This window comes from Arthrobacter sp. CJ23 (assembly GCF_024741795.1).
GTDB lineage: Bacteria > Actinomycetota > Actinomycetes > Actinomycetales > Micrococcaceae > Arthrobacter.
In genome coordinates, this window is sequence record NZ_CP102950.1 from 1,002,321 (window position 1) to 1,018,602 (window position 16,282).

Sequence of the window (16,282 nt, forward strand, 5' to 3'; positions counted from 1 at the left end):
GTATCTGCCGCCTGCCCCGTAGCCCACAATGCCAATACGCATGGTTCGTTTTCCTTGTCTGCGGGGAATGGCCGGGTCTGGAAAGACGGAACAGCAGGGACGCCGCACAAGCGACGCCCCTGCTGTCTGTCCCTGGGCCGTGGGTACCTGGGCCCCTTGGCTGACTAGGCTGTCAGGTTCAGCGACGTGGAGAGAGCCGCGTCGGCATCCCGCAGCACCTTGGCTGCGACTTCGAGTCCTTCAATCCGGCCGAGTGAAGTATCTTCGTGCTCGATGTTAACGAGCATGCCTGGATCCACTTCGTGCAGGGCACGCAGGAACTCGGTCCAATAGGCCGTGTCATGTCCGCGGCCCAGCGCCACGAAGTCCCAGGCGGAGTTTGTGGGCCATTCGTTGGCCCATTCGTCGCCGCCGAGGTTGGTGCGGTTTTCCTCCGGTGAGAGCCGGCGGAAGCTGTTGTCCAGTACGCCGTAGAGGGCGGCGTTCGCGGTGTTGACGCGGACGTCCTTGGCCGCCGCCTGGAAGACCAGAGGACCGAGTTCGCGCACGACGGCGACGGGATCCATCTGCTGCCAGAACAGGTGGGAGGCATCCAGCTCGACGCCCACATGCGTGGCGCCGGTGAGCTCGATGAGCTTGTGGACGTCCGCGGTGTTGAAGACGATGTTCTGCGGGTGCAGTTCCAGGGCCACCTTGACGCCGTGATCGGCAGCGAGGCGGTCGGTTTCCTTCCAGAATTCCGCGGCCACGCCCCACTGGTAGTCCAGCACGTCCAATGCGGCCGAGTTCCAGGCGTTGACCACCCAGTTGACTGTGGTGGCGCCCGGTTCGCCACCGGGCAGGCCGGACATGGTCACCACACGGTTCTGGCCGAGCCGGTGCGCCAGGCGGATGGAGCGGCGGATGTCCTCCGCATGCTTCTCGCCGATTTCACGCTTGGGGTGCAGCGGGTTGCCGTTGCAGTTCAGGCCTGCAATTGCGACGCCGGTGCCTTCGAAGATCGCCAGATAGTCGTCCCGTGCCGCATCGCTTTCCAGGATCTGGTCAAAGGTGGGGACGTGCACGGCGGGAAGGAAGCCGCCGGTGTTGATCTCGATGCCGGTGAGGCCCAGATCGGCGATGACCTTCAGTGCTTCGGGAAGCGGGCGGTCGTGCAGGACCGCGTTGTAGACTCCGAGCTTCACAGCGCGATCTTCTTTCCGTTGTTGAGGGCGGATTCGGTGACGGCGCCGAGCAGTTCCATGTTGCGCACGCCCTCGTCGAAGGTGGCGCAGCGGGGGAGCGAGTCCGCCTCGCTGAGGCCTGCGACCTCTTCGAGGAAAGCGCGAGCCTGGTAGCCGAAGGCGTCGTTCTGGCCGAAGCCGACCTCCGGGGCGTCCATGGCCAAGCCGCCGGCGATGTAGGGGTGGCCGGGGCCGAGGATGACCTGGCGGTAGCCATTCTCGTTGCCGGAGCCATCGTTGAGGAACAGCTGGATTTCGGACGGGCGGCGCTGGTCGAACTTGGCGGCGCCGTTCTCGCAGAAGACCTCGAACTGGAGGCTGTTGGCGTGACCGGCCGCAACGCGGGAGACTTCGAAGCTGCCGGCGCCGTTGGCGAACTCTGCGTTGAATGCCGCGTAGTCGTCGTTCTCTACGGCCTCGAACGTGTCACTGACTGCAACGTGGTCGTGGCCCATGACGGCCGCGAGCGGCAGGGGGCGCTTGTCGATCGCGGTGGTCAGCCGGCCGCCGCTGATCGACTTGATGTCGCCGCACAGGAACTCGGAGACATACGTCAGGTGGCTTCCGACGTCGGCCAGAGCACCGGAGCCTGCGCCACCTTTGTAGCGCCAGCTCATGGGAGCGGAGGGGCTGAAACCGTAGTCGGTCCAGTAGCGGCCGCTGAAGTGCAGGACATTGCCCAGCACGCCATTGCGGATCAGGTCCCGGATGTAGGCGATGCCGGGGGTGCGGCGGAACGTGAAGCCGATGCGGGCGATCGTTCCACGGGCCTCAGCCACGCGGGCTGCTTCGGCCATGGCGCGGGCATCGTCCAGGGTGTCGCTCAGCGGCTTTTCGCACAGGACGTGCTTGCCGGCTGCGAGCAGGCCTTCCACCACTTCGCGGTGGAGCGAGTTGGCGATGACCACGCTGACCACGTCGATGTCATCGGCCTCGGCGATGGCCTGCCATGACGTGTCGTTGCGCTCGTATCCGAAACGGCGGGCGGCCAGGGAACCGAACTCGGCGTTGACGTCGCCGATCGAAACCAGGCGCACCGGGGGAAGTACGGGGCTGTAGAGGGCGGATGCCGTGCGGTAGGCGGCAGCGTGGGCCTTGCCGGCCATGCCTGCACCGATGACGGCGACGCCGAGGCTTTCAGCCATTGATTTCTCCTTCGAAATTTCGCCGCCGCGTGGGGCGCTGTGCGGCATTTTGTAGCGCTACAATTTTCTACGCTGAATCTGAGCGTAACTATGTATGTATGTCCTGTCAATCGCCCAACGGATATCCTCAAGGGCAGACACGAAAGGCGCCTCCCATGACGTTGCACAGCCCCAAAGCACGACGACCGACGATCTATGACGTAGCGAAGCGGGCGGGAGTCTCGCCGTCGTTGGTTTCGCTGGTGCTGCAGAATCCCACGCGGGTGAGCGACAAGCGCCGCGAGGCCGTCCAGGCGGCCATATCCGAGCTGGGGTACCGCCCCAGCCGTGCCGCCACCACACTCGCCAGCAGCCGGACGAAGAGCATCGGCCTGGTCATCGATGACTACCGGAACCTGTGGTTCGTAGATCTGCTCAGGGGCATGGAGTCGGTCCTCTCGGACCTCGGCTACCAGGTGATGCTGGCCGACTCGCGGCCCGGGGAGAACCGCATCAAGGAAGCGGTGGACGGCCTGCTGGCCATGCATGTCGACGGGCTGGTGATCGCTGCGGAACCCAGTGAATCCATGCTGGCTGGGGCGGAAGTTCCGACGGTGGTGGCGGGGTGGCGCAAGGGCGTTCCGAGTGGCGCGGACCTGATAACCAACGACGACGACGGCGGGGGCGGCATGGCCGCCAGCCACCTGCTGGAGCTGGGTCATGTCCGTATCGGCCACCTCTCAGGGTCCGACGGCGCGTCGGCCCACCGGCGGGCCGGTTTCCGGCAGCGGCTGGAGCGGGCCGGCGTCGACGTTGTGATCGCCGAGTCCGAGGGTACCTCGGAGGAAGACGGCTACGCCGCCGCCTGCTGGCTACTGGACCATCACCCGGAGACGACGGCCATTTTCGCGGCCAACGACACTATGGCGCTGGGTGCTTTTGCTGCCCTCAAGGCGCGTGGGCTCGCGGTTCCGGGGGACGTTTCGGTGATCGGCTACGACAATTCGCAGGTGGCCAAATCCCGCTACCTGGACATCACGTCCATCGACAACCGAAGCGACATTCTGGGCGTCGATGTTGCCCGCAGGCTGTTGGCGCGCCTTGAGGACCCGGGCCTCGAACCGCAGCGCAAGCTCATCGCGCCGGTTCTGGTGGAGCGAAGCACCACGGCCCGCCCGGCTTCCTAGGGCTGCTTCGGCGCTTGCATCGGAGTGATCCTCGATCGATCTACGTAAAAACATCCTAATGTCAGGACAAACTATTGACAAAGTGTGAGGTGACTCACCATGATCTGAGTAGAGGGCCTTGAGCTCCTGCAGAGTGGCAGGGCCGGAACCCTTATCAAAGGAGATAGATCGTGATGAAGTTTTCCTGGCGAAAAGCGGCCCTTGTGGCGGCTGTTGTTCCCATGGTGGCCCTGAGCGCCTGTTCAAGCACGGGCGGCAGGCCGGCCGACAGCGGCAACGCCGCCGGCGGCGGCCAGGTGGCCACGACGGCCCGGATCAAGATCGCCATGATTGCCCATGCCCCCGCCGGTGATACCTTCTGGGACACCGTCCGCAAGGGCGCCGAGGAGGCAGCCGCTAAGGACAACGTTGAGTTGCTGTACACCTCCGATCCGGAGGCCGGCCGGCAGGCGCAGCTGATCGAGCAGGCCGTGGATCAGAAGGTGGACGGCATCGCCGTCACCTTGGCCACGCCTGAGGCGTTGAAGGGTGCGCTGAAGAAAGCCGCTGATGCGGGCATTCCGATTGTCAGCTTCAACGCCGGCGAATCGGCCTCCGCGCAGCTCGGAGCGTTCACCCACTTCGGCTCAAATGAAAAGCTCGCAGGCGAGGCCGTGGGCACAAAGCTCGCAGAGGGCGGGTTCAAGCACCCGGTCTGCGTGATCCAGGCGCAGGGGCACGTGGGCCTCGAAGCTCGGTGTGCGGGTGTGAAGGCCAAGGTAGCCGGGACCGAAATCCTCTACGTCAACGGCGCCGACATGACGTCCGTTGAATCAACGGCAACCGCCAAGCTGCAGGCCTCCAAAGACGCCGACGTGATCATCGGCCTTGGTGCGCCGATCACGCTGACGCTCCTGAAGTCCGTTTCCACCGCCGGCAGCGCCGCCAAGGTTGCCAGCTTCGACCTGAACAAGGAACTGGCCCAAAAGGTCTCCGACGGCAGCGTGCTGTTCACTGTGGACCAGCAGCCGTGGCTGCAGGGCTACAGCTCCGTGGATGCGCTGTGGCAGAACAAGCGCGGCGGATTCAAGCTCGGCGGCGGACAGTCGGTCCTGACCGGCCCGGCCATCATCGACAAGTCCAACGCGGCCGAAGTCCTGAAGTTCGCTGAACAGGGTATCCGCTAACAGCCCGCTGGCCGGGCCGGCCAACGCCGGCCCGGCAGCAAGGAGAATCACCATGACCATGACCCAGCCCAAGCTCAAACAACCTGCGATCGATGAGCGCGTCGCCACGCGCAGTCCGTTGCAGAAGCTCCTCAGCCGTCCCGAGGTCGGTGCCCTCGTGGGCGCAATCGTCCTCTTCGTCTTCTTCGCGTTGGTTTCCCCGACGTTTACCCAGCCCAACGCCCTGGCGACCATTCTGTACGGCAGTTCGACAATTGGGATCATGGCCGTAGGTGTCGCCCTGCTGATGATCGGCGGGGAGTTCGACCTTTCCACCGGTGTCGCCGTGATCTCCTCGGCGCTGACCGCGTCCATGTTCAGCTGGTACTTCAGCACGAACGTCTGGGTCGGGGTGCTCCTGGCGCTGCTGGTCTCTTTGGCCATCGGCTTCATCAACGGATGGATCCTGGTGAAGACCAAGCTGCCCAGCTTCATCGTCACGCTGGCCACTTTCCTGATGCTGACAGGCCTGAACCTGGGCCTGACCCGCTTGATCGGCGGCTCCGTGTCATCGCCGTCCATCTCCGTCATGGATGGCTTCGACTCCGCCCGCGCGGTGTTTGCCTCCTCCGTCACCATTGGCGGCATCGACGTCAAAATCACGGTGTTCATCTGGATCGCGCTGGTGGCCGTGGCCACCTGGGTGCTCATGCGGACCCGGGTGGGCAACTGGATCTTCGCCGTGGGCGGCGACGAGAACGCCGCCCGCGCCGTCGGCGTCCCGGTCAAGGCCACCAAGATCGGCCTGTTCATGGGAGTGGGTTTCTGCGGCTGGATCCTAGGCATGCACAACCTCTTCGCCTTCGACACCGTGCAGTCCGGCGAAGGCGTGGGCAACGAGTTCCTCTACATCATTGCCGCGGTCATCGGTGGCTGCCTCCTGACGGGCGGCTACGGTTCGGCCGTGGGCGGGGCGATCGGCGCGTTCATCTTCGGCATGGCCAACAAGGGCATCGTCTACGCGCAGTGGAACCCGGACTGGTTCAAGTTCTTCCTGGGCCTGATGCTGCTGCTGGCCACCATCGTCAACCTCATCGTCAAGCGCCGCGCAGAACTCAAGTAAGGGGCCGGAGAAATGAATGCCAACGAAATCGACCAGCAAACGCTGCTCCAGAATGAAACAGATCCCCTCACGCACACGCCTGTCCACCTGCTCTCCCTTGAGGGGGTGGGCAAGCATTACGGCAACATCATTGCCCTGAGCGATGTCACCATGGCCGTGGACAACGGCCGCGTCACCTGCGTGCTGGGCGACAACGGCGCCGGCAAGTCCACCCTGATCAAGATCATCGCCGGCCTGCACCAGCACGACGCCGGGGTCCTGAACATCATGGGCGAGGAACGGAAATTCACCTCGCCCCGCGACGCCCTCGACGCCGGCATCGCCACGGTCTACCAGGACCTGGCAGTGGTACCGCTGATGCCGATCTGGCGGAACTTCTTCCTCGGCTCGGAGCTGACCACCGGCTTTGGCCCGTTCAAGAGCCTGGATGTCCAGAAGATGAAGGACATCACGCTCAAGGAACTCGCCGAGATGGGCATCGATCTGCGTGACGTGGAGCAGCCCATCGGCCAGCTCTCCGGCGGCGAGCGCCAGTGTGTGGCGATCGCCCGTGCGGTGTATTTCGGTGCGAAGGTGCTGATCCTGGACGAGCCGACGGCGGCCCTGGGCGTGAAGCAGTCCGGCGTGGTTTTGCGGTACATCCTGCAGGCCCGCGACCGCGGCCTGGGCGTCATTTTCATCACGCACAACCCGCACCACGCCTTCCCCGTGGGTGACCGGTTCCTGCTGCTCAAGCGCGGCAAGTCGATCGGCTACTACGACAAGAAGGACATCACCCTGGACGAGCTGACGGCGCAGATGGCCGGCGGCGCGGAACTGGCCGAGCTCGCCCACGAGCTCGAGCAGCTCGGCGGCCACAGCGAGGCCCTCAAGGAAGTCCAGGCCGAAGTCGCCGACGTCGCGGAGGTGGCTGGCCCGGCCGGCGAGGCGCCGGCACGGCACTCGGCGCACAGCTAGCACCGGCGCAAGGCGTTGGAGGGGTCCCCGTCGGGACTCCTGCAACGCCTTGCGCCGCGCCTTCATGCCCCGGAGCCAAGAAAATTCTGTTCGAAGCACACGAACCACCGACAAGACGGGAACAAACATGCCGATCCGGGTAGGCGTCATCGGCGCCGGAATCATGGGCGCGGACCACATCAGGAACCTTTCCACCACCATCGGCGGAGCCGAGGTCACCTTTGTGGCAGACCTCGACGCCGGACGTGCCGCAGCCGCGGCACCTCCCTCCGCCCGCATCACCGCGGACCCCTCCGAACTGATCCACTCCAGCGAGGTGGACGCCGTCGTGATTGCCTCGCACGACTCCACCCACGCCGGACTGGTGCTCGAATGCTTCGAAGCGATGACACCGGTGCTGTGCGAGAAACCCTTGGCACCGACCCTCCTGGAAAGCCTCGAGGTCGTGGCAGCGGACGTCGACATCGTGGCCGCCACGGGGGCCTCGCTGCTGTCATTGGGCTTCATGCGGCGCTTCGACCCCGGCTACGTGGCGCTGCGCCAGGCCGTGCAGGGCCGCGTCCAAGGCGAGCCCTTGGTGGTCCACTGCACCAGCCGGAACGCCGCGGCAGGCCCGGGCACCACGGCGGAATCGGCCATCACCAATTCGGCCATCCACGAGCTGGACATCATCCCCTGGCTGCTGGACTCGCCCATCACCGAAGTGTCCTGGCAAGCCGGGCGGAGCTCGCGCCATGCCGAAGGCGGGCTCAAGGACCCGGCCTTCATGACGCTTCGCACGGCCGACGGCACGCTGACCACGCTGGAGCTGTTCCTGAACGCCCGCTACGGCTACACCACCAGCTGCGAGGTTGTCTCGGAACGGGGCACTACCGGCCTGAACGAATCCGCACTGCTGGGCATCAGGCAGGAAGGCAGCAGCCAGGAGGGAATCCCCGCGGACTGGCGCCCGCGCTTTGCCGACGCGTATCGGCTGCAGCTGCAGGCCTGGATATCAGCACTGGCCACGGGAGAACAACCGCCCCTGGCCGGCGCGCAGGATGGACTTAACGCATCACTGGTGGCCCAGGCCATGATCCAGTCCCTGCACAGTGACGGCGCCTACGCGAAAGTGAGCTACTCATGAACGCCGCGGGACTTCCGGCCTCCCGTGTGCCCGCTTCGCGGGATGCCCCGGTGCTGCGCTGGGGGATCATGGGACCCGGCTGGATCGCTGAAAGGTTCACCGAATCCGTCCAGGCGCACACGGATCAGGTGATCGCCGCCGTCGCGTCCCGTTCGCTCAGCCGGTCCAAGGCATTCGCGGACTCTTTCAATGTGCCCGCAGCCTACGGCAGCTACGAGGAGCTGGCCGCCGCCCCGGACATCGACATTGTCTACGTCTGCACGCCGCACAATTTCCACCACCAGGCGGCGGTGCTGGCCCTCGACGCCGGCAAGCACGTGCTGGTCGAAAAACCGATCGGGCTCAATGCCGCGCAGGCCCGGGACCTTGCCCAACGGGCCGAGGCCGCCGGGGTATTCGCCGCCGAGGCCATGTGGACCTTCTTCCTGCCGAAATTCGACGTGATCCGCCAGATCCTCGACGCCGGGACCCTGGGGACCATCACCACGGTCTTTGCCGAGTACGGCGAACACTTCCACCGCAGCCACCGCATCTTCGATCCCGAGCTGGCCGGCGGCCCGCTGCTGGACCTCGGCACCTACCCGCTGGCTCTGGTCACCGAGGTCCTGGGCCTGCCGGAACAGCTCCACGCCATCGGCCAGTCCCACGAATCCGGGGTCAATGCCCAGCTTTCCGCCATCATGCGGTTCGGCAGCGGCGCCCAGGCCGTGGTGAACACGCACGTGCACAACTTCACGCCCACCTCCGCCACCATTGTCGGTTCCGTTGCCACGCTGACAATCGACGGGCCCTTCAACATGCCGGGCGGCTTCGAGGTGCGCTTCCCGGACGGCACCCGCCTGCGCCATGACGAAGCGGCCGGCGGCCATTTCGAGGGACTGCACTACGAGGCTGCAGCCGTGGCCCGTGCCGTGGCTGCCGGACAGACCCAGGCCAGCCAGCGGACCCTGGCGGCCTCCATCCGCACCCTTGAGGTCGCTGATGCAATCCGACGCCAGTTGGGCGTGATGTTCCTGGGCGATACGGCTGTCCCGGGCGGAACGCAGCACGCCACCGGAACCGAGGACACTGCAACTTATTCAACGGAAGGAACGCCATGAAGGACGTCATTCTCGGTCTGGTCGGGGTGGGGCGCATCGGCGTCATGCACGCCACCAACATCGCCGCACTCAACGAGGTGCTCAAGCAGCAGGGCATCAAGGTCGGGCTCCGGCTCACCGACGTCGCCGAGGACCATGCCCGCGGCGTCGCGGCCGGTCTCGGTGCAGAGTTCCTGCCCTCCGTGGAGGCGCTCATCGCCTCGGGTGTGGACGGCCTGGTCATTGCAACAGGCACCGGAACCCACCCGGAGCTAATCCGCGCCGGAGTGGACGCCGGCATCCCGGTCTTCTGCGAAAAGCCTGTGGCCATGAACGTGGCGGATGCCCTTCCCGTGCTGGACTACATCCGTTCCAACAACGGTGTGGTGCAGATCGGCCACCAGCGCCGCTTCGACGCCGGCTACCTGGAAGCCAGGCGCGCCTACCAAGCCGGCGAATTGGGCTGGATCCACTCCCTGCGTGCGGTCACATGCGACATGACGCCGCCTCCGGTGGAGTTCCTGGCCACCTCGGGCGGACTGTTCCGCGACTGCTCCGTGCACGACTTCGACATCCTGCGCTGGCTGACCGGCCGCGAGATCGTCGAGGTCTACGCCAAGGGCTCCAACAACGGCGACCCGGCCATCGGGGAGGTCGGCGACGTGGACACGGCGCTGGCGCTGGTGACGTTCGACGACGGGACGGTAGGTACCGTCTCCGCCACCCGCTACAACGGGGCCGGCCATGACGTCCGCCTCGAAATCCAGGGCTCCCGCGGTTCGCTGATGGTGGGACTTGACGACAAGACGGCGATGGGCTCGGCCGAAGCGGGGATCGCCTTCCCTGCCGGGGACCCCCACACGAGCTTCGCCGAGCGGTTCCACCAGGCGTACCGCTCCGAGATGGAAGCCTTCGTTGAACTGATCCTGGGCCGGCGGGAGAATCCCTGCACGCCGGAAGACGCCGTGGCCGCCTCCCGCGTGGCGGATGCCGCCCAGGAATCGCTGGCCAAGGGCGTCCCCGTGAAGGTGGCCCTGGCTACGGCAAGCGCAGGCTGAGCTTTCTGCTTCATGGGCCTCCAGGAATGCGTTCCTGGGGGCCCATGCGCTCCTGAGGGGCCTTTAATGTCGTACCCCCTTGGAAGAGTTAAGCCATGAAAGCCATTGGATTGGTTGCCGCGCACCGGGGCGTTCCGGGAGGCAGCAGCTATGCGGCGGACCACCGGAGCAGAAGCCTGGTGGAGTCGATGCCCACCGGCCTGTCCATGGACAACGGGCTGTGGCAGGACGCCGGATCGTTTGGCGCCGCGGCCGGCTGGTCGGTGTCCGCTCCTCTGCAGGAGCAATGGACCATGCCTCCGCTGCCGCCAGACGAGCTGCCGCTGCCGGGTTCCCGCACGGCCCTGGACATAGCGCTTGGTCTCCTGCAGGAATTTGCCGGTACGGCTGTGGAAGATGTGGCTTTGTTCGGGAGCCGGCAGGCAGCTGATTTCGCCGGGCAGGTAGAGGAGCTGTCCCGCATTGTCGACTGCCTGCAGCTGCTCGCCGCCGGCCTCGTGGAACGTGTCCGCCGACAAGACGCGGTCCAGGGCGGCAGTGGGTCTTCGGGTGACGGTGCCATGAGGTGCCCAGCCGACGGTGCCGTCCGGGAACCCGGGCCAGGATCACCCGAGTTCCGCAATGCAGCCGAATTCCTTCGGGCCAGGCTACGGATAGGACTTGGCGAAGCCCGCCGGCGCCTGGCATTGGCTGACGCTCTCCTGCCTCGCACCGGGCTGACCGGACAAGTCATGGCTCCGGAGCATGAACATCTCGCCGTTGCCGTTTCGGCCGGGACAGTGTCCTGCCGCTCAGCCTCCATCATCGCTGCCGCCCTGGACAGGATCCGGCCACTTTGCCCCGCGCAGACGACTTCCCGGATCGAAGCTGAGCTCACCGCCACAGCCCAGGAAAACGACGCCGACTTCCTGCACCGCGTGGCACGACGCTGGACTGAAACCATCGACCACGACGGGGCCGAGCCCAGGGAAGAACTGCTCCGCCAGCTCCAAGGCGCCTTCCTCCGCAAACCCCGCCACGGCCTTCAGCACCTCGAAATCTTTGCCACGGCAGAGCAGTTCGAGCACCTCGTCACGGTCATGAACACGGCCGCGAACCCCAGGATGTCAGGTGGCGTCGATTCGACCGGGCCTGCCGGTGAAGTTGAGTCTGGCGGGACGGACGAGTCGCCTGGCGCTGCTTCCCAGCTTGATCGGCGCAGCCGTCCCCAGAAAATGCTCGACGGTCTGGTGGGAGCCTGCAAAGTCGCGCTTTCCACCGGGACGCTTCCCGCAGCAGGAGGACTCCGGCCACAGATCATGGTGACCATCAGCCATCAGGATTTGCTCGCCGAGCTCAAGACCCCGGCGGAGCTCAAGAACCCGCCCAGCGGCAGCACTCTCACCGGGACCGGGACCAAGGATGCGCCATTCCTGGCTGCACCCTCCCGGCGCCTTGGTGCGAAGCCCACCACATCGACTATTGGTCCAGGGGAGGACGCACCAGCACAGGCAACGGCACGCTTTTGTGCAGCCATCACCACCACGTCATCCACAAAGAAGACTGGCGTATCCGCGTCAGGAACGGAGTGCCGTGGTTTGTGCCTCCGGCCCATCTGGACCCGAAACGGGAACCGCGCCGAAACCACTACTTCAGATGCTGAGGATGAACAGCAAACGCTCTCAGGCGCCGAACGGTAGGCGCGGGTCGATGTCCTTGCCCTCCCAGCTCTGGCGCACCCAGCCGTGGTGCGGGTCGTCGCTGATGAGCCATTCACGGACGGGGCCGGGACCGGCCATCACGTTGAGGTAGTACATGTCGTATCCGGGGGCCGCCATGGCGGGGCCGTGCCAGCCATAGGGGACCAGCACCACGTCGCCCGTGCGGACCTCGGCAGCAACGTCGATGGGGCGTTCGTCGGAGGCATAGACGCGCTGGTAGCCGATGGCGTCGGCGTCGGCGGGGGCCCCGGAGCCGGCGGCCACCTGCGTCTCGAAGTAGTAGATCTCCTCGAGGTGCGTTTCGCCGTCCTTTTCCTCATCGTGCTTGTGCGGGGGATAGGAGGACCAGTTCCCCGCAGGTGTAAGCACCTCGCAGACGATGAAACGGTCTGCCTCCAGGGCTGCGGGAGTGCCGAAGTTGTGGACCTGCCGGGAACAGTTGCCGGCGCCGCGCAGTTCCACCGGGGTTTCGGCGGCAGTAACCAGCCGGGTGGGGTATGAGGCCTTGGCCGGGGCGGTGGCAACGGCCACGCGTCCGCCGTCGGGGGAGCTGATGGTGACGGCCTTGCCGGTGCCCGAATACAGGACGTCGCTGGGGCCGTGGAACACGGACGCCCGCCCCGCGAGGGGGTACTCGACGTCGTCCACGGTCACCGTAAAGGATCCGTTGAGCGGCACCACGATGCGTTCCTCACCTGCTGCGGGAAGCTCGACGGCGGCGCCCGCTGCCAGGGTGGCGAGTTTCAGGCCCGTGTGGGCCCAGCCGTCCACGGCCAAGGTTGAATCGGAGGTTCCGAGCGAAATGTCCCAAACGCCGTCGTTGGCGGTTCCCAGTGGGTAGACCCAGTTGGCCATGAAGTTGTGTCCTTGCGTTAGCGCTGTACGAGTGTCATTTCAAAGCTGTAGGAATCGGCCCGGTAGACGTGATGGCCGGTTTCGACCATGCGGCCGGTGTCGTCCACGGCGGTGCGCTCCATGGTGACCAGGGCGGACCCCGGCTCCGCTTCCAGCAGCGGTGCCTGGTAGTCGTTGGCGATCATGGCGCCGATGCGCTGCGAGGCCAGGCGGAAGTTGACGCCGCCGCGGCGCAGGATGGCGTAGAGGCCCTCGGAGGCGAGCATGGCCTCGTCCATGGTGGCGATGTCGTCGCGGACCCAGTTCTCCATGAGGGCCAGCGGCTTGCCGCCCACCTTGCGGAGTCGGGTGAAGTGGTAGACCTTGGAGCCGGCGGGCAGTTGCAGGGCGGCCAGGGTGGCGGCGTCGGCTTCCATGTGGGAGAAGCTCAGCACCTGGGTGGTGGGCTTCTTGCCGTTGTTGCTGAGGTCGTCGAACAGGCTGGAGAGTTCCAGCGGACGGCGGACCTGGCTGGAGACCACCTGCGTGCCCACGCCGCGCTTGCGGACCAGGAGGCCGGAGCGGACCAGTTCGTCCATGGCCTTGCGCATGGTGGGCCGGGACAGGTTCAGCTGCGCGGCAAGGTCGATCTCGTTGTCGAGCCGGCTGCCGGGCTCCAGGACACCGCTGTGGATGGCGGCCTCGATGCCCTGGACCACCTGGTGGTACAGGGGCACAGGGGAGGAGCGGTCGATGCTGAGACCAAGTTGATTCGCCATTGCATGCTTCCTGCCGAGTATGTCGCTATATGTTCTCTTGATAGGACATATAGCCTTTTCTTGATGATAGCAGTCGGCAGCCGAGGGTCAAGGGGCACCTCTCCGCGCCACCCCGCAGGGTTGCGGTCCAATGTCCTGACATTAGAACGAGTGGCGTCTCGCGGGCCCGGAACGCTCAGCTGCGCCGGCGGCAGACCTCCACGAAGGCCTTGAACGGAATGAGCCGCTCGTCGTCGGGAAGCTGCGATGCCTCTGGGTGCCATTGGACGGAAGCCACCCAGCGGGTGGGATCCTCCAGCGCTTCCACCGTGCCGTCGTCGGCCACGGCCGTGACCACCAGGCCCTCGCCCAGGCGGTCCACGGCCTGGTGGTGGCCGGAGGCGATCCTGACGGTGCTGCCTTCCGGGGTGCCATACAGGGCCGCAGTCTTCGAGTGCGGCGCGAGCTCGACGTCGTGCCAGGCCCAGGCGTCCAGCTCGCCTTCGCCGGGAGCGAGGCCGTTGTGCCGCACCGTGGAGGACGGCATGTCCTGGACCAGCGTGCCGCCGTACAGCACGTTGAGGAGCTGGTGGCCGCGGCAGATGCCCAGCAGCGGAAGGCCGGCGTCGATCGTGGCCCGGGCGACGCCGATGTCCAGGCTGTCCTGCTCAGGGTTGACGTCGTACAGCGCAGGGCCGGGATCCTGGCCGTAGAGGTTGGGGTGGAGGTCGCCGCCGCCCGGCAGCAGCACGCCGTCGAGCCCTTTCATCGCCGTGGCCAGCAGGCCCTCCTCATGTCCGTAGGCACTGTCCAACAGCACCGGCTCGGCACCCGCGGCGTGCAACAGATCCACAATGAACACGAACAGCTCATTGGCCTCGCCCACCCGGGCATCGGCACCCTCGGAACTGCTGAGCCGGACCGGGAGGCCGATGCGCGGGTAAGGACGCTGGGGGTCTGCTGAAGTCTGCATGATCCATAGTGCACCGGGCGGGCTGCCCGCGCACAACGACGCACGCACACCGCTACGCTGGGGCCATGAATCCGCATGGTGCATTGAATCCGAGCCCTCGCACCCTCGACGTGGAGAGCCTGGCCCACTTCGACAGGCTGGTGGGCGCCGGGGCGGCGTCGATGCACGGCTGGCATGCGCAGTCCCTGGACCTGCGCGGGCGCTCCCGGGACCTCAATGCCCTCAACGCGCAGGGCGCCATCTTCCTGGGCTGCACTTTCGATGAGGGCGTGGAGGACACCCTGCGCAGCCGCGGCGCGCTGATCTTCCCCAAGATGCGCGGCGTCCCCTTCAACCCGTATCGCGGCAGCCTCTACAGCGCCGCGGAACTCTACGCCGACATCGGATCCAGCGAATACGAGGCCACCCTGGACGCACAGGTCTACCAGTGGAGCATCCTGCCCGGGCAACGGACCAGCCTCGACGCGACCCTGGCAGCGGCGCTGCACGACCATGCCGTGGGCGATGCCCTGGACGAACTGCTCGGCAACGGGGACTTTGCCGGGACCAAGTTGGTGGGGGTCATGGGCGGCCATGCCGCGCAGCGCGGCACCCGGGACTTCGCCGACGCCGCCTTGCTGGGCAGGCTGCTGGCCCGGAACGGCTTCACCGTGGCCACGGGCGGCGGGCCGGGTGCGATGGAGGCGGCCAATATGGGCGCCTACCTCAGCGGACTGCCCGACGCCGGTTTTGCGGCGGCGCTGTCCGAGCTTGCCGCCGTGCCGGGGTTCAGGCCGTCGGTGACGGCCTGGGCGCGGGCTGCGGGCGCCGTCGTCGGGCAGCATCCGGAAGGTACGGCGTCGCTGGGCATCCCCACGTGGTTCTACGGCCATGAGCCGCCCAATCTGTTCGCCACGCACATCGCGAAATACTTCGCGAACTCGGTGCGGGAGGCCATCCTGCTGGAGCTGTGCAACGGCGGGATCGTCTTCCTGCCCGGCTCCGCCGGCACAGTGCAGGAGATCTTCCAGGACGCGTGCGAAAACTACTACGGCGCCCCGGAGACTGTCACGCCCATGGTGCTTGTGGGCCGCGACCACTGGGTAAACAAGCACCCGGCCTGGCCCATGCTGCAGAGCCTTGCGGAGGGCAAGCTGATGGCGGAGCGGATCTTCCTGGTGGACAGCGTGGAGGAGGCGCTCGCCGTCGTCGCGGCTTAGCCCAACTGATTGGCAGTTGTGGTTGTTTTGAGGGCCCAGAACGACCACTATTGCGAGTTACTTGGGCCGCGCACACGAACGAGCGTCAGAGGACCTTGCGGATGGTTTCCTCGAAGCTTGCCACGTGATGAAGGGCGAGCTGGGATGCGCGGTCTTCGTCGCCGTCGGCAATGGCGGTCAGCAGTTCGGCGTGCTCGGCGATGTGCCCCGTGACGGACGGCATCCTTTCCAGCATGTGGCACCAGATGCGGGTGGCGAGGTTGTCGTACCGGATCAGCACGTCCTCCAGGTGTGCGTTCGCCGCAGCCTTGTAGATGAGCCGGTGGATCTGGATGTCGTAGCGCATGAGATCCTGCGCGGAAATGTCCTGGCCTTCCAGCCCGCTGATGGTGGCCGCCACTTCGCGGATCTCGTCACGCATCTTTGGGCTGGCCATGCGGGCAGCTCGCTTGGAAGCCAGGGGTTCGAGCAGCTCGCGAATCTCCGACACTTCGGCGAGTTCTGTAATGTCCACCCCCGTGGCGAAGGTGCCCCGCCGCGGGTATGACACCACAAGGTGGTCGCTTTCGAGGCGCTTGATGGCTTCGCGGACCGGCGTGCGGCCGATGCCGAGTTCGGCAGCGATCTGGCCGTCGTTGATGGGAGCGCCGGGCTTGATGTCGAGCATGATGAGCCGGTCGCGCAGCAGCAGGTACGCATTCTCGGCGAGGGACGTGCCCTGCGGAGCTGTTTCCAGTGCTTCCAATGCTGCGCTCATTGCTCTCTCCCGTTGTCGCAATCCCAGTCTGCTGGATGA

At 66.1% G+C, this 16,282-nt stretch carries 15 protein-coding genes and 1 pseudogene; 10 read left to right on the forward strand and 6 right to left on the reverse strand.

The window, feature by feature from the left end; all coding sequences use genetic code 11:
- Positions 1–164: 164 nt before the first annotated feature.
- Complete coding sequence (locus NVV90_RS04580) at positions 165–1,184, reverse strand: sugar phosphate isomerase/epimerase (RefSeq protein WP_258440009.1); 1,020 nt, start codon at positions 1,182–1,184, stop codon at positions 165–167.
- Complete coding sequence (locus NVV90_RS04585; RefSeq protein WP_258440010.1) at positions 1,181–2,368, reverse strand: Gfo/Idh/MocA family protein; 1,188 nt, start codon at positions 2,366–2,368, stop codon at positions 1,181–1,183. Before NVV90_RS04585 ends, NVV90_RS04580 begins: the two co-directional genes overlap by 4 nt.
- A gap of 155 nt (positions 2,369–2,523) precedes the next feature.
- Here NVV90_RS04585 and NVV90_RS04590 point away from each other — a divergent pair, with 155 nt between their 5' ends.
- From NVV90_RS04590 to NVV90_RS21025, 9 genes and pseudogenes are all read left to right on the forward strand, one after another.
- Complete coding sequence (locus tag NVV90_RS04590; RefSeq protein ID WP_258440011.1) at positions 2,524–3,534, forward strand: LacI family DNA-binding transcriptional regulator; 1,011 nt, start codon at positions 2,524–2,526, stop codon at positions 3,532–3,534.
- A gap of 170 nt (positions 3,535–3,704) precedes the next feature.
- Positions 3,705–4,700 (forward strand): substrate-binding domain-containing protein, encoded by a 996-nt coding sequence (locus NVV90_RS04595; RefSeq protein ID WP_258440012.1) that lies wholly within the window; start codon positions 3,705–3,707, stop codon positions 4,698–4,700.
- Positions 4,701–4,752: 52 nt separating this feature from the next.
- Positions 4,753–5,802 carry an ABC transporter permease gene (locus NVV90_RS04600; protein ID WP_258440013.1) on the forward strand — a complete coding sequence of 350 codons (1,050 nt, stop codon included), beginning with the start codon at positions 4,753–4,755 and terminating at the stop codon, positions 5,800–5,802.
- A 12-nt stretch (positions 5,803–5,814) separates the two neighbouring features.
- The gene (locus NVV90_RS04605) at positions 5,815–6,759 is read left to right on the forward strand and encodes an ATP-binding cassette domain-containing protein (protein ID WP_258440014.1); all 945 of its coding nucleotides are present in this window, start codon (positions 5,815–5,817) and stop codon (positions 6,757–6,759) included.
- A 127-nt stretch (positions 6,760–6,886) separates the two neighbouring features.
- Entirely contained in the window at positions 6,887–7,885 is a 999-nt protein-coding gene (locus NVV90_RS04610) for a Gfo/Idh/MocA family oxidoreductase (protein WP_258440015.1), read from the forward strand.
- A complete protein-coding gene (locus NVV90_RS04615; RefSeq protein ID WP_258440016.1) occupies positions 7,882–8,985 on the forward strand; it encodes a Gfo/Idh/MocA family protein in 1,104 nt (367 codons plus the stop codon). Before NVV90_RS04610 ends, NVV90_RS04615 begins: the two co-directional genes overlap by 4 nt.
- Positions 8,982–10,022 carry a Gfo/Idh/MocA family oxidoreductase gene (locus tag NVV90_RS04620; RefSeq protein ID WP_258440017.1) on the forward strand — a complete coding sequence of 347 codons (1,041 nt, stop codon included), beginning with the start codon at positions 8,982–8,984 and terminating at the stop codon, positions 10,020–10,022. Before NVV90_RS04615 ends, NVV90_RS04620 begins: the two co-directional genes overlap by 4 nt.
- 560 nt (positions 10,023–10,582) lie before the next feature.
- A pseudogene (locus tag NVV90_RS21020) lies at positions 10,583–11,311 on the forward strand (DUF222 domain-containing protein); the annotation flags it as partial.
- A gap of 164 nt (positions 11,312–11,475) precedes the next feature.
- A complete protein-coding gene (locus NVV90_RS21025; protein ID WP_396125386.1) occupies positions 11,476–11,664 on the forward strand; it encodes a hypothetical protein in 189 nt (62 codons plus the stop codon).
- Positions 11,665–11,683: 19 nt separating this feature from the next.
- Here NVV90_RS21025 and iolB read toward each other — a convergent pair whose 3' ends face one another.
- The 3 genes from iolB to NVV90_RS04640 form a co-directional block, all read right to left on the reverse strand.
- Positions 11,684–12,577 carry a 5-deoxy-glucuronate isomerase gene (gene iolB, locus NVV90_RS04630; RefSeq protein ID WP_258440019.1) on the reverse strand — a complete coding sequence of 298 codons (894 nt, stop codon included), beginning with the start codon at positions 12,575–12,577 and terminating at the stop codon, positions 11,684–11,686.
- Between the two features lie 17 nt (positions 12,578–12,594).
- Positions 12,595–13,335, reverse strand: coding sequence for a GntR family transcriptional regulator (locus tag NVV90_RS04635; RefSeq protein ID WP_258440020.1), 741 nt, complete (start codon positions 13,333–13,335; stop codon positions 12,595–12,597).
- 175 nt (positions 13,336–13,510) lie between these two features.
- A complete protein-coding gene (locus NVV90_RS04640) occupies positions 13,511–14,287 on the reverse strand; it encodes a gamma-glutamyl-gamma-aminobutyrate hydrolase family protein (protein ID WP_258440021.1) in 777 nt (258 codons plus the stop codon).
- 65 nt (positions 14,288–14,352) lie between these two features.
- Between NVV90_RS04640 and NVV90_RS04645 the strand changes: the two genes are divergently transcribed.
- Complete coding sequence (locus NVV90_RS04645; RefSeq protein WP_258440022.1) at positions 14,353–15,486, forward strand: LOG family protein; 1,134 nt, start codon at positions 14,353–14,355, stop codon at positions 15,484–15,486.
- An 85-nt stretch (positions 15,487–15,571) separates the two neighbouring features.
- On the opposite strand, the gene NVV90_RS04650 is transcribed toward NVV90_RS04645, so the two are convergent.
- A complete protein-coding gene (locus tag NVV90_RS04650; RefSeq protein WP_258440023.1) occupies positions 15,572–16,243 on the reverse strand; it encodes a GntR family transcriptional regulator in 672 nt (223 codons plus the stop codon).
- Between the last annotated feature and the right edge of the window lie 39 nt (positions 16,244–16,282).

What these genes read in the sequence shown, in the direction of transcription:
- NVV90_RS04600 (WP_258440013.1), top strand. Translation starts at nt 4,753, where the DNA reads ATGACCATGACCCAGCCCAAGCTCAAACAACCTGCGATCGATGAGCGC.
- NVV90_RS04615 (WP_258440016.1), top strand. Translation starts at nt 7,882, where the DNA reads ATGAACGCCGCGGGACTTCCGGCCTCCCGTGTGCCCGCTTCGCGGGAT.
- NVV90_RS04640 (WP_258440021.1), bottom strand. Translation starts at nt 14,287, where the DNA reads ATGCAGACTTCAGCAGACCCCCAGCGTCCTTACCCGCGCATCGGCCTC.
- NVV90_RS04645 (WP_258440022.1), top strand. Translation starts at nt 14,353, where the DNA reads ATGAATCCGCATGGTGCATTGAATCCGAGCCCTCGCACCCTCGACGTG.
- NVV90_RS04650 (WP_258440023.1), bottom strand. Translation starts at nt 16,243, where the DNA reads ATGAGCGCAGCATTGGAAGCACTGGAAACAGCTCCGCAGGGCACGTCC.
- NVV90_RS04620 (WP_258440017.1), top strand. Translation starts at nt 8,982, where the DNA reads ATGAAGGACGTCATTCTCGGTCTGGTCGGGGTGGGGCGCATCGGCGTC.
- NVV90_RS04585 (WP_258440010.1), bottom strand. Translation starts at nt 2,368, where the DNA reads ATGGCTGAAAGCCTCGGCGTCGCCGTCATCGGTGCAGGCATGGCCGGC.
- NVV90_RS04610 (WP_258440015.1), top strand. Translation starts at nt 6,887, where the DNA reads ATGCCGATCCGGGTAGGCGTCATCGGCGCCGGAATCATGGGCGCGGAC.
- NVV90_RS04635 (WP_258440020.1), bottom strand. Translation starts at nt 13,335, where the DNA reads ATGGCGAATCAACTTGGTCTCAGCATCGACCGCTCCTCCCCTGTGCCC.
- NVV90_RS04590 (WP_258440011.1), top strand. Translation starts at nt 2,524, where the DNA reads ATGACGTTGCACAGCCCCAAAGCACGACGACCGACGATCTATGACGTA.
- NVV90_RS04605 (WP_258440014.1), top strand. Translation starts at nt 5,815, where the DNA reads ATGAATGCCAACGAAATCGACCAGCAAACGCTGCTCCAGAATGAAACA.
- iolB (WP_258440019.1), bottom strand. Translation starts at nt 12,577, where the DNA reads ATGGCCAACTGGGTCTACCCACTGGGAACCGCCAACGACGGCGTTTGG.